We start from the raw sequence: 12924 nt of genomic DNA, 5'->3' as shown, positions 1-12924 counted from the left end.
AACAAGATTATTTAACATGAAAACTTAATTATTAAATGAGAGCATTATCAAATGACGAATAAATTTGAAAAAAACTTTAAAAAATCTCCTAGCTTAACTGTTACAACTTCGAGCATTGATCGGTTTAGCCCAAAGTTTTGGCGAGTTGATGGCCCGCAAACCATGTCTTTTGCCATAACCAGTTTTAGTAACGGTTTTGAAGCCTTTTTCCGTTCTCGTACCAGCACTGATTTGGTAGGGATTAGCTGGGATTCTTATGATGCAAAAGATCATCAGTTTCTTGCCTATGAGACCAAATATGATTACAGCGGTACAATCTGGGATTTTGATATTGAATTGTCGGCCAGTATGCCAACGTTAAATAACCCCGCTTTAACCCCGACCTTGACTGTGCAATATCATGAAAATGGAGTAGATAAGGTCGCCTATATCGTGCTGTTTAATTATGCCGATCAGCCTGCTTCACGATCAGCCCATATTCATATCAATTGGGATACTGTCAAGGCGGGCTTCTCTGCAACAGATCCATTTCCTGTCAGTAACATTCAGCGTATTTCTTTCTCTGGATTTACCCTGAGTTATAACGGGCATTCAACTCTGCCATTAGCACAGGCAGAAGAGGGGTACATTCGAGTAACCAACTCCGTAACTACCGGCCCGAATGCCAAGCTGGCTTTAAATCGGGTCTCAGTACCTGCGCATGAGTATGGTCTATGTACCAGTTATGATGATCATTATGATCTCAACCCACAGCGACTGGTCGATAATATGGCGGCTTTGGGTTATCACGGACTGATCAATCACTATTGTGGCATGTCGAAATATCCTGAAATGGCATGGAATGCTGATATCAATAAATGGCAGATTCCTGATCCGTTACTCAGCAATGCCAACGTCGTTAATCCATGTACCCGAAAATGGCACGAACATTTTGCCCAGGCACTCCATTGTGCCAATATGCAGCCTATCTTTGGGGTGAGCTTTGAAATGTATTCCTTGGGTGCCAATGAATACTGGGCACAGCGGGACTGGAATAATAATCTGGGTCGAACAGGCTATGAGCCACCAAGTTACTTCTTTAGTCCATGTGATCAAAATGCGCAGGCTTATTTACATAAAGCCTTTATTGAGTTTGCCGATACCATGGTTGCCGGTGGCTGTGAAGTGAATATGCAGATTGGCGAACCGTGGTGGTGGTATAACCAGGGTACAGATCTGCCATGTGTCTATGATTACCCAACCAAACTGGCTTTTAATGCGGATACTGGTTTATATGCGCCAGATTTAGGCACCATTTATGAAGCGATGAATAAGACCGGAACGCCGTATGATCAGTTTAAAAGCTGGTTAAGAAACAAATTAGGGCAAACCTGTCAGGATATTCGGTCGGTGGTTAAGACAAAATACCCACAGGCAAAAGTATCTCCGCTGATTTTCTTCCCAACCATTCGCACCCCAATTGAAACTTTGGTGACGGATATCAATTATCCACGTGAACATTATGCATATCCGAATTTTGATTACCTGATGACGGAAGCTTATGACTGGATTTTAGAAGCGCGTTTGGGATTGGCACATCAGGCTGTGGCTGAAATCCCAACTCAGGATTTGAACTATCCGGAAGATAAGGTTGCGTATCTGGCTGGGTTTGTGCCTGACTCGTCCATTGCACATTTATATGGATTTGACGCGAGTAAACCTTACCAAACACCGATCTGGCAGCGTATCTTTGGTGATATGCAAAATAATCAACCTTTGGGACTGATGAAACAGTTCATCTGGGCCTATCCTCAGGTTATGGCCGATTCAGTCACCATTGATATTGCACAGGCTCCAAACGGTTTCTTTATAGGGCAGAGTTTATATTCCCCAATTAGTGACGACATGCCGTATCCACCTGAAATTTATTTATAAAATTAATCTCATAACGAAAAAGGCTTTGAGCTGCAAAGCCTTTTTTTGAGATAGATGAATGACAAATATAAATAGAATGGAGCCAACAAAAGCCGAAGACTAAACTTTACGAAATAGACAAGAAACTGAAAACGAAATTGTCACTTATTCAAATGAAAACTGATATACACTCACTTGTATTACTTTCCAGAATTTAAAAGATCCTTATGAAAAACAAGATTCTATTCTTTGGTTTGATTGCAATCCTTTTTACAGGTTGTAATAAACAGCCTGAAGTAAAGAGTGAAAAGGCTCAGGAAAGCTTCGAGAACGTAGACAATAAAATTTCCGAGTACATGGATATTCTGGATAATCCTGACACACCTAAACAACAGCAGACCCAAGTGCTTTGTGAGGACTATCCGAAGTTATATGAATCGAAATATATTCCAGCCTTGTTAAAGGTGGCGCCAAAAGATTACACCAAAGAAAAATTGATGAATGATTTGAAGATTTCGACAGATTACTATGCTGAAAAGCTGGATATCATCTGTAAATAAACAATAACGAACTGCAATAAAAAAGCTCCAATATGGAGCTTTTTCTCTCTATATAATTTGATATATTCATCACATAATGTTAATCATTAGGCCTATTCAGGGGACAATATGAGCGAGACCCAACCCCAACTGAGAGAAAGCACAACCAATACGTTTGTTGCCTGGGTTGTTATGGTATTAGGATGTATTGCGGGCATTGCTTTTATTATACTTTTTGGGCAAATCGAAGTCAGAAATGAGAATCTGGATATTGTTCAAGTCTGGTCTGGAAAAATTATTGCTGTTGGGCTCGGCATTATTATGAATGGATTATTGTTTGGTTATTTGCTGCTTAAGGTGAGTAGTATTTTGCAATATTATGAGCAAAGAAAAATAACAAATCTTGCAGACTAAATGCGATCCGTATACAAACAATAGAAATTTATCATAATTTACACATGCTATATCTACCTCTAAACATTGGGGAGATTTTTATGTGGACAATAATAATTACGCTGGTCATTGGTTTATTGATCATATTATTTGCCAGAAAATTTCAAAATAATGAAAGTTTATCTACCTCTGCTTCAGAAGATGCCTCTTTTGTTGATAATGTCTTATATACGTTCGAGATTGTGAGTGAATCTTCTTATCAGACTAATTTAAAAACAATTGTAGAAAACACAGATCCTGCATCCAAATTGATTGAAGTCGCGGCGAGAGTTCTGTCTGAACCTTCCAATCCATCTGATCAGCATGCCATAAGGGTGGAAGTTCAAGGTTTAACGGTCGGTTATCTCAATAGTCAGGATGCAAAGCAATTGGCTGGACATAATATTGATAAAAAAGTGTCAGCAGCAATCACGTCTCGAAAACAAACTAATCCTGATCAAGTAAATTACACGGTAAAACTTGCTTTAAAACAGTTAGATGATTTGCGTTAAGCTGTACTTATCAATCAAGCTGCATACAGAATTTCTTGATATGCGCCAAAATATGTCGTTTAGTTCAATTTTAACACTTGAAAAAGTGGAAATAGAACATATTATATTTTTTTCTTATTCTGATATCACAGGCGGAATACAGTGAACGAAGAAATTTTGTTACCTGCATCACGAGCTACTGCAATTTCAAATGCCAATGTTAAAAAATTAACTGTAGATAAAATTCTCTCCAAGATTTCAAGTACCATTAAATTAAGAGCCAATGACGGCGATCGCGATGCCTTACAACAATTTTCTAAGCATGAAGTCAGTAGTGAGGACGCAGACATCGTAGTCTCTGAGTTAAAAGCCGCAGGTTACCGCGTGTTTTTGAATCCTAATTTTACCAATACCAATATTCAGTTTCAGCTAGAGTGGGACTGAATACGAAGATCAAAAAAGCCCTAAATTTTTAGGGCTTTTTTTATGTGATTTATAAAATATTGTTGGTTATATAATGTGAAAAAGGAGCCAGAGCTCATTGAGAAGATAAGATTCTTTTATCCTAAAATGTTAATAAAATATGATTATAATGTTGAAAAATAGGCCATAGAGCAGAACAATGAGCTTAAAAGGGGTGATGCTTGTAATTTTGGGGATCATATTATTATGTATGGGCTACCTGTATCTGGACTATAGACAAACAGGAGGCTATCAGCGCAATAGTGACGGTTATTATGGTTATACTTTTCCAGCGGACAATGGCTTAAAAAAGGTAGAAGATTGTAAGCTGGCAAATACCGAATACCCCCCTGAAGCACCTGTGTCTAAAGAATGGATGGAAGGGTGTAAGCGATATTTTGAGATTCATTAAAAGTAGTTTATGACTTTTTTTTATATATCAGTGGATTATAGGAATATAAGAAGATTAGGCTGTAATTTTTTAAAAATAGACCGAAATTTAATAATCTCTAGAATATGTATGACTTGAAATTTTTGAGAATAAAAATTAAATTTGATATGGTTTTTTGTATAATTCTAGTTTCTTAGATTATTTAGTTGTATGACAATAGAAAAGTGATTTTTAAAATGAAAAATTTAGTTGGCGTGTTTTTTTCTAGCGTCCTTATACTTTGTTTAAGTACTCAAACATCTGCAAATATTTATATTCCTATTTCTCTTTTTAAGAAGGCAAATAAATCCCAATTCGTTAAAGCGCAAGCCTTGAAGACAGAAGAGTTTAATGTATCAACAATACAACTATTAGAAGAAGGTTTTGTACCAATTAAATCGCAGAAATTTAATGGGAGAGATAGCTCAAAAGGATATGATTACATTGTTAATGAACTCGAAAAAAGAGCAGACTCTCTTGGAGCCCAGATTGTATTGTTTAGCAATAATCAATCAACAGAATCAATGGGATACTATAGTTTTTTGACGTCAGCTCCTCATAATCCTCAGAATCAAGGAGAAAACAATGGCAATGGATTTGGTAGTGTTAATACATCCAATAATATTAATGGAGCCTTAACGCAATCAGCTCCTATCTATCAACCACAAAAAGAATATACGGTCAGTTATTTTTATAGATTTGAATCTGTTACAGGAGTTTATCCAATTGATTTATCTGATTCGGACAAATCTCGAACTGGTTATTTGGAAGGTGTAAAGGCTAAAGTGATATCCAAAAAATCTCCTGCTTTTGGGGAAATATTAGAAGACGATATTATTTTAAAAATGAATGATATTGTAGTGAGAGACGTAAGTCATTTTGTGGATATATCTAATTATTTAAAGAAAGAGACTGTGAAGTTTGAAATTTTGCGGAAAGGCCAAAAAATGACTAAAGAAATATCTATCACTTAAGATTTCCTCAATCACGGAAGACATTGTCGAACTTACCTAATTTAAGTTTGTAGAGTATCAAAAAATAAAAAAGCACCCGAAGGTGCTTTTTTAATATTTTATTTAAACTTTGTTTTCATGCTCTGGCGTAAGTAACTGAAAGTCATGACCTGATGGTGCTTGATAAATTCTCAGACCAAACTCCGGAATAATCGCAATCAGATGATCGAAAATATCTGACTGGATGGCTTCATAAGCGGCCCAAGCAATGGTATTGGTAAATGCATAGATCTCTAGTGGCAGACCTTCACTTGTTGGCTGCATTTGACGTACCAGAATGGTCTGGTTCTGTGCAATGCCTTGATGCTGACGTAAATAAAATTCAACATAAGCACGGAATGTACCGAGGTTGGTTAAACGACGCTGGTTATAACGCGACTGGTTACTTAAGTGATTATTGAACTCTTCAATTTCAGATTTCTTGGCATCCAGATATTGATCCAGTAATAGAAAATCTTTTAGCTTTTGCTGCTCTTCATCACTCATGAAGTGAACGCTACTTTGATCGAGGAAAAGAGAGCGTTTAATACGACGACAGCCGGACTCACTCATACCACGCCAGTTTCTAAAGGTATCTGTCACCAGTTTATTGGTGGGGATGGTGGTAAAAGTCTTGTCAAAGTTCTGTACGGTCACCGTATGTAATGACATATCAATGACATCGCCATCCGCATTTAACGATGGCATTTCAATCCAGTCCCCGATACGTACCATGTCATAAGAAGCAATCTGTACGCTGGCAACTAACGAAAGGATAGTGTTCTGAAATACCAGCATCAGCACTGCGGCCATGGCACCAAAACCGGCAAGCAGGGTAAACACATCTTTTTTGAGGAAAGTTCCCAAGATCATCAAGCCACACACCACAAACAGGATCAGCTTAACCAGCTGTAGATAGCCTTTGATGGGCTTGTTTCTTGATTTTGGATTGCGCTGATAAATCAGGTTGAAGATATTTAAAGCTTCACTCACGGTCAGTGCAAGTGTGAGGAAGATGAATGCCTGTGCACCCATTTGAACCAGACTTACGATTTTTGCAGGCAGATGAGGAATGGTGCTGATCCCATTCATAATGACAATGGCAGGAACAATATTTGCAAAACGGCGAGTAACACTGTGTTGTGCAAATATAGATTGGTTTGGAGACTTAAATTTTGTAATGAGATGGCGAATGCCACGAACAATAATTCTTTTCGCAATAAAGTTCGCAAGCGCTGCAAATAAAATTAAAACAGCTAAGGACAATATCATCTCAAGCCAGGGATAATGACTTAACTCAACCCGAATATCACGGATAAAACCTAAATAATCCAAACGAATACACCTTACATTTCTTTTAAGACAGAATTGTAAGGTGTATTTGATATTTATAATAATCTGATCACAGTTTATATACGTTCTGTAAGGCGTTTTTACATAACGCCGTGGTGTTTTACCACATCAAGTCATCAGGAATCACATAAGCTGCGTATGGATCTTCCTCATCGGTGGCCTGATCATTGTTTTCGCTATTGTTATTCACCAAGATAAAACCTGACATTTTCTGGTCAATCTTGTCAGCCAGCGCTTTAGGCAGATAAGCATAACTGTCCTGATCTTTGGCAATCACCAGTGAACCTGAAACAAGTGCGTTATAAACCTGTTGTGAAAGATAGACTTTCTTGATTTTGCCTTCATCAATAAATTGATAGGTCACATCACCCTTAATATCCTGTACTTTATGCTGCTTGATCATCTGGATAATCGAAGCTTTTAGGGCTTTCTCTTCCAGAATCTTTTGCTTTTCCAGATTCAGCGCCTGATCTTTGGCTAATTTTTCTTGTTTGGCACGATCAATCTCCGCTTTCAGAGTCGCATCATCATTTTGTCCGGTCCGTTGCCCGTGTTGAGCCTGTTTGGTCAGTTTTTTCGCTTTTTTATTATCCACCAAACCAGCTTTTAATAATTGGGCCTGCAATGCATTTTTAACCATAATTCAATCCAGATGTGAGTTTGATGAAGAACGAAAATAAAAAATCCAGTATGTCATACTCATCCCTAAACTTAAGCCGGCAGGGATGAGAAAACTATTTAATTTTAAATAAGGATAAAGTGCACTCGCAATGAGTCCACCCAATAAAAAACCGATAAAGATAAGCAGATGTAGAAAAATCCGGCGTTTTTCTACATGTAAGCCACGGGCTTTATATCCTAAAGCCAGCCCAATATCGGTGAGAACGCCTGAAAGGTGCGTTGTCCGAATAATCGCACCTTTGTAATGACTGACCATGGCATTCTGCACGCCCATGGCTACACACGCCCAGAGCAGGCCATAACGGGGGAAGTAAGGCAGCAACAACCAGGTCAGAAATAGAAAGATAGCCACTAGGCTGAGAGGAAGGCCGTAACGACGACCAAAGGCCAGATTGCCATTCCCCAGAATCAGGCCACTATAGAATGATCCTGTGATAAAGCAGAGAATGACCAGAGTGAGATAGATAAAATGTTCAGGCTGCCAGTCCAGCAAACTCATGGCCAGAATGCTGACATTGCCTGTCATGTGTGAAACAGATTGATGCAACACGGTAAATAAGCCTAAAACGTTTACCATTCCTGCATTCAGTGCAAGAAAAAAAGCACCAAGTTGAATCCAGTTGGGTAAACGTTGAAGTGGCATATATACCTATGGGTTTTGACGGTCTCTAAAATCTACAGCAGCGGTAAAGAGGACATCGGTTGATGAGTTTAGCGCTGTTTCTGTTGAATCCTGCAATACACTGATAATCATACCAATCGCAACGATTTGCATTGCAACTTCAGATGATATACCAAACAGGCTACAAGCAACAGGGATCAGGAGCAAAGAGCCACCCGCAACGCCTGAGGCCCCACAGGCAGAAATAGCAGCAACCACAGATAAAATAATCATCGTGCTTAGGTCAACAGGAATACCTAAAGTATGCACGGCCGCAAGGGTAAGTACCGTAATGGTCACGGCAGCACCTGCCATGTTAATAGTCGCACCAAGTGGGATAGATACACTTGCTGTTGCCTCGTTTACGCCTAAACGTTGTGCCAGATCCAGATTCACCGGAATATTGGCTGCAGAGCTACGGGTAAAGAATGCGGTGATGCCACTTTCTTTGAGACAGGTAAATACCAGCGGATAGGGATTGGCTTTCATGGTAATCGCAACCAAGATCGGGTTGATCACCAGCGCGACAAACAACATGGTCCCAATTAATACGAACAAGAGATGTGCATAGCTTTGTAATGTCGCCAAGCCTGCATCTGCGAAGGTCACCGCAACCAGACCAAAAATGCCGATTGGGGCAAATCCAATCACGGTATGAATGATCTTATTCACCGCATCGGCAACATCAGTCAATACCTGTTTGGTGGCATCCGAACTATGACGTAAAGCTAGGCCTAAGCCGATTGCCCATGCCAGAATACCGATAAAGTTGGCTTCACCAATGGCTTGAACAGGGTTGGCAATAAAACTTAAAAGTAAATTCTTTAAAATTTCTGCCAGGCTACCAGGCGCCTGAAGTCCACTTTCAGCAGGTAAGTGTAAAAATAGCTGGCTTGGAAACATCACGCTTGCTGCTACTGCACTAAATGCCGCCAGCAGCATTCCCACCAGATACAACACCAGAACAGGTCTGATATTAGAGTGCTGTCCGATCTGGAAATTTGCAATCGAAGAAAGGACTAAAACAAAAACTAAAATCGGTGCAACAGACTTTAATGCTTTAATGAATAATTCACCCAATAAACTTAAATAGGGTGTAAAGTTAGGAAAGAGCAGAGCTACTCCGATCCCTAGAAAAATAGCGATAATAATTTTGCTAACTAAACTCAAGCGAGACAATACATTAAACATATAAAGGCCTTATAAACCTATGCACGGTTTAAGGTTAAACAAGCGCGGTATTCTATACCTAAGAACCGTGAATAATAAAATTTTTTTTGCAATTCAATTACTTTAAAAATATTGAAAAAATTAAGACAATGTTTTTAAAAAAAAATTAGGAAAACATGACACATCCTTTTGTATAAAAAATAATCCGGTAAAATTGTTTATTCTACAAGCATATCAGGCGAAAGTGTTTGTATTGCTTGATAATGTGATAGAAAAATCTGGCCTGTGAGTTGCGTGGTCAGTTCAGATTTAACCAGCCGGTCCATCACAAAACTTTTCACTTCTGACAAATGCAGTTGAATATTTAACTGTGCTAATTCACGGTTAAGATCTTCCAGCATTTCTAAAGCACTCAGGTCAATATTGCTAATACTTGAGCAATTGATTACCACATGTTGTAGCTCTGCATTTTGACTGACTTCTGTAATCACATGACCTTTTAACACATGTGCGTTTAAAAAGGTCAGATTTTCATCTACACGAAAAGCCACCACGGTTGGGGTCGTAATGACATCATAGCGTGACACATTTCTGAAATGCTGGGTCCCTTCAATCAGACCAATCACTGCAATATGCGGTCGGCTAATTTTCCACAGTAATAGAACAAAGGTTAAAATAATACCAATAATCAATCCTGTCGAGATATCAATACAGGTGACGCCAAAAAATGTTGCCCACATGGCGAGACCATCGGCTTTTGAATATTTCCAGGTTTCAATAAAGGGGCTCAGGCGAACCAGCTTCCAGATGGAAACAAAAATGGTTGCAGCCAGCACAGCTAAAGGTAAATTTTGGAAAAATCCCGTAAAATATAAGCTCACAGCGATCATGAACAATGAAGAAAGTACACCCGCAATTGGGGTCTTTGCACCTGCATCGGCATTGACCACAGTACGGGATAAGCTGCCCGATACCGCAAAACCTGAATTTACACCAGCAACAATATTTGCCAGACCTAAAGCAATCAGTTCCTGATTACTATTTAAATCATCGCGTTTTTGCAAAGCGGTGGCTTGAGCAATGGCCAGTGATTCAACAAAACTAATCATGGCAATCATAAAAGCGCTGGGTAACAGTTGCTGGACTAAACTGAGGTTCCATGTTGGAAACTGTAAGCCAGGTAAACCTGTCGGAATGATCCCTACGGTTTGAATGCCCAGATTATTTTCACTCCAAAGGCTGAGTAAGACAATGGAGCAGACGACCAGAAGCAGAGGCAGGACTTTGTTGAGGAATTCCGAGCGGATAAATTTGGGAAGCAAAAAAAGTAACAATACCGAGAGCAGGCCAAAGCTCATTCCTGAAACTGTGATCCGGTGAAAATTTTGAGATAAGCTGACTATAAATTCTGGAATGTTGGTGGCTTTTAAGGGAATGTCGAGTAGAAACTTGAATTGTCCCAAAGCGATTAACAGCGCCGATGCAATGATAAAACTCTGAATCACCGGATGACTAATTAACTGGATTAGGAATCCGAAACGTAATAGCCCCAGAATCATCGAAATGATACCCACCAAAAGCGCCAGTAGGCAGGCAGCTTCAATATAAGCGGTAGAGCCTACGGGAAATAGTGGATTTAATGCAGCAAAGACCATCATGGAAATAATGGCAACGGGCCCTATGGACAGCGTTGTACTGGTTCCGGTAAAGGCATAAACAATCATGGGCAATATACTGGCGTATATCCCCATAACTGGTGGCAACCCAGCCAGCATAGCATAGGCCATACCTTGGGGTACCAGCATTGCCAGCACAATAAGCGCGGCAATTAAGTCCGACTTAAAGCTTGAAAACTGATATTCACTTAGCCATTTTCGTGCAGGAAAAAGTCTGGAAACATTTTGGTTGAACAATTTCATGCATCATAGTCTAAATCATAAATTCATATATATTATGCAGAAAAAATGCTAAAGAAACTGATGCTGATTGTAATTTCCTCAAAAATTATGCTTGAGGGCAATAATGTTCATACAAGGTATTTAAAATTGCTTTTAATTTCGGATCGAGAATGGAGTAAAAAATTTGTTTACCATCACGGCGGGTAGACACTGCATTGCTTTTCCGTAGCATCATTAGCTGTTGAGACAGGGTAGGTTGGAAGATTTGCGTAATCTCCTCAATCTGTGAAACATTCAGCTCTTGTTTAGCTAAATGACACAAAATAATTAACCGATCGGTATTGGCGAGAGATTTAAGTACATTGACGATTGTACCTGCTGATTCTCTCATTGCGTCGATTTCAAAATCCTTTTGCATACTTACACTCGTTACGTTACAGCCGTGGCTAGTATAAAGTCAGCATAGGAGAAAATTGTAGTAAAACTGCATAATTGCAATGGTTTTTAATGAAAATACATATAAGTAAAATTGATAAAGCAATTCAAAATGTGGTGCTTTTCTTGATTCTTGGGAATAGTGTGCTTTAGTTATTTTTATGGTGATTAAATGTGTTTTTTGTCGCATTTTGAGAATTAGGCCAGTTTTTAGGCCAAGCTATTCTTTAGTTAAACTGTAAAATAAAATTAAGTGCTTAATATATTTAACAAATATAAAAATATTGAAAAAAAGATTGTGCTTTAATAGAAAGTATATATAATAGAAAACAAGACAGAACGATCTGTCTGCATAAGAAGGATTGGGAGTACGAAAGTACAACCTCCAGAGGGTAATAATACTTATTATTCTTTTTACACTCAGACGCAAGCGTGAGCCACAATAATAATTATAAATCACGCTTTATTTTTTTCAATTCTTTATTCAGATTCTGCTTAAATTTAATGAATGATTATCCCCTTATTCATAAAGGGATAACCAGGCTTATGCAAATTCTTTTTCAAAATTGATTAGATGCTCAACACGCTTCCAGTATTCATTCATCTCAACGGAATGTCTGTTGACATGGGCTTGAATCGTCATCCCATCCAGAATGCTGACAATCAGCGTGGCGAGATGAGTCGGATTGTGAATTTCGAGATTGGTCAGCAAGTTTTGCACCAGTGCAGTTAACCAGATCTTGTATTGGGTTGCAGGTTGCAAGGTCGATGGATAGATTTTGATGACTTCTTCTAAAGCTTTCTGGAACATGCATCCATTGAAGTCTTCACTATTGAACCATGCAGCATACCATTGAAAAATCGCCTTAAGCTGGCTCAGGTGATCTGACTGGTCACACTCCGCCAAAGTTGCATTCAAAGAGGCCTGAAGGTTGATATTACGTTGTATCAGACACTCTTCAATCAGCTTTTCCTTTGATGGAAAGTATTTATAAAAAGTCATCTTTGCAACGCCAGATTCACTGATAATACGATCGACGCCAATCGAGTTGTAACTGTGCGAATTAAAAAGTCTTAATGCAGTGTTAATAATATCTTCTTTTTTTGACATATAACGCCTCAAGTTAGCCCATCACCAAGAGCACCAAGTTGCATTTCATCATGCAATTTTCGCTGGGATTCTACATGGTATTTAAAAAATATCATAGGGAAAAATAATATTATTTATTTAATTGATCCTTCAGGCTTTCTTTTCAAGGGTAGTATAAAAATTAAAGATATGAATATTTAAGAAATAATCTGGAATTAGTTTATTTAGACGAAGTTTTAAATAAAATCAGGGAGGGTAATGAATGGGTGATAATTCATCTAATTGTTTTTACAAGATATGTGCTGTGATACAAATAATCTTTATCGTTTGGAAAATAATGAGAAGAGTTTAATTGTTGTTTGATATGGCTTATTTAATTCTCACAGAGATCTTTTTG

General features: G+C 38.5%; 14 protein-coding genes. 7 read left to right on the top strand and 7 right to left on the bottom strand.

Going from position 1 to position 12924, the window contains the following annotated elements:
• Window positions 1-51: 51 nt before the first annotated feature.
• The 7 genes from IEV39_RS06710 (at window position 52) to IEV39_RS06680 (ending at window position 5221) form a co-directional block, all read left to right on the top strand.
• Window positions 52-1914: a non-contractile tail sheath protein gene (locus IEV39_RS06710; protein ID WP_005285325.1), complete on the top strand. Its 1863-nt coding sequence runs from the start codon at window positions 52-54 to the stop codon at window positions 1912-1914.
• A gap of 206 nt (window positions 1915-2120) precedes the next feature.
• Window positions 2121-2453, top strand: a complete 333-nt coding sequence (locus IEV39_RS06705) for a hypothetical protein (protein ID WP_005285329.1) — start codon at window positions 2121-2123, stop codon at window positions 2451-2453.
• A 108-nt stretch (window positions 2454-2561) separates the two neighbouring features.
• On the top strand, window positions 2562-2846 hold the full coding sequence (locus tag IEV39_RS06700; RefSeq protein ID WP_005285333.1) for a hypothetical protein: 285 nt from the start codon (window positions 2562-2564) through the stop codon (window positions 2844-2846).
• A gap of 80 nt (window positions 2847-2926) precedes the next feature.
• Window positions 2927-3376, top strand: a complete 450-nt coding sequence (locus IEV39_RS06695) for a hypothetical protein (RefSeq protein WP_005285336.1) — start codon at window positions 2927-2929, stop codon at window positions 3374-3376.
• 141 nt (window positions 3377-3517) lie between these two features.
• On the top strand, window positions 3518-3799 hold the full coding sequence (locus tag IEV39_RS06690; protein WP_005229994.1) for a hypothetical protein: 282 nt from the start codon (window positions 3518-3520) through the stop codon (window positions 3797-3799).
• 178 nt (window positions 3800-3977) lie between these two features.
• Entirely contained in the window at window positions 3978-4229 is a 252-nt protein-coding gene (locus tag IEV39_RS06685; RefSeq protein ID WP_005285339.1) for a hypothetical protein, read from the top strand.
• Window positions 4230-4444: 215 nt separating this feature from the next.
• Window positions 4445-5221: a hypothetical protein gene (locus IEV39_RS06680; protein ID WP_005285340.1), complete on the top strand. Its 777-nt coding sequence runs from the start codon at window positions 4445-4447 to the stop codon at window positions 5219-5221.
• Window positions 5222-5323: 102 nt separating this feature from the next.
• Here the strand turns inward: IEV39_RS06680 and IEV39_RS06675 are convergent, their stop codons facing one another.
• The 7 genes from IEV39_RS06675 to IEV39_RS06645 form a co-directional block, all read right to left on the bottom strand.
• Window positions 5324-6574, bottom strand: a complete 1251-nt coding sequence (locus tag IEV39_RS06675) for a mechanosensitive ion channel family protein (protein ID WP_005285342.1) — start codon at window positions 6572-6574, stop codon at window positions 5324-5326.
• A 118-nt stretch (window positions 6575-6692) separates the two neighbouring features.
• On the bottom strand, window positions 6693-7232 hold the full coding sequence (locus IEV39_RS06670) for a DUF2058 domain-containing protein (RefSeq protein WP_005285344.1): 540 nt from the start codon (window positions 7230-7232) through the stop codon (window positions 6693-6695).
• A gap of 3 nt (window positions 7233-7235) precedes the next feature.
• Window positions 7236-7916, bottom strand: coding sequence for a YoaK family protein (locus tag IEV39_RS06665; protein WP_005285346.1), 681 nt, complete (start codon window positions 7914-7916; stop codon window positions 7236-7238).
• Window positions 7917-7922: 6 nt separating this feature from the next.
• A complete protein-coding gene (gene sstT, locus IEV39_RS06660) occupies window positions 7923-9125 on the bottom strand; it encodes a serine/threonine transporter SstT (protein WP_005285348.1) in 1203 nt (400 codons plus the stop codon).
• A 197-nt stretch (window positions 9126-9322) separates the two neighbouring features.
• Window positions 9323-11023 (bottom strand): SulP family inorganic anion transporter, encoded by a 1701-nt coding sequence (locus IEV39_RS06655; RefSeq protein ID WP_005285351.1) that lies wholly within the window; start codon window positions 11021-11023, stop codon window positions 9323-9325.
• A gap of 85 nt (window positions 11024-11108) precedes the next feature.
• On the bottom strand, window positions 11109-11420 hold the full coding sequence (locus tag IEV39_RS06650; protein WP_005285354.1) for an ArsR/SmtB family transcription factor: 312 nt from the start codon (window positions 11418-11420) through the stop codon (window positions 11109-11111).
• A 561-nt stretch (window positions 11421-11981) separates the two neighbouring features.
• Complete coding sequence (locus tag IEV39_RS06645; RefSeq protein WP_005230011.1) at window positions 11982-12548, bottom strand: TetR/AcrR family transcriptional regulator; 567 nt, start codon at window positions 12546-12548, stop codon at window positions 11982-11984.
• Window positions 12549-12924 lie beyond the last annotated feature (376 nt).

This window comes from Acinetobacter courvalinii (genome assembly GCF_014635545.1).
In the GTDB taxonomy this organism is placed as follows: domain Bacteria; phylum Pseudomonadota; class Gammaproteobacteria; order Pseudomonadales; family Moraxellaceae; genus Acinetobacter; species Acinetobacter courvalinii.
This window is presented reverse-complemented; position numbering and strand designations above follow the sequence as displayed.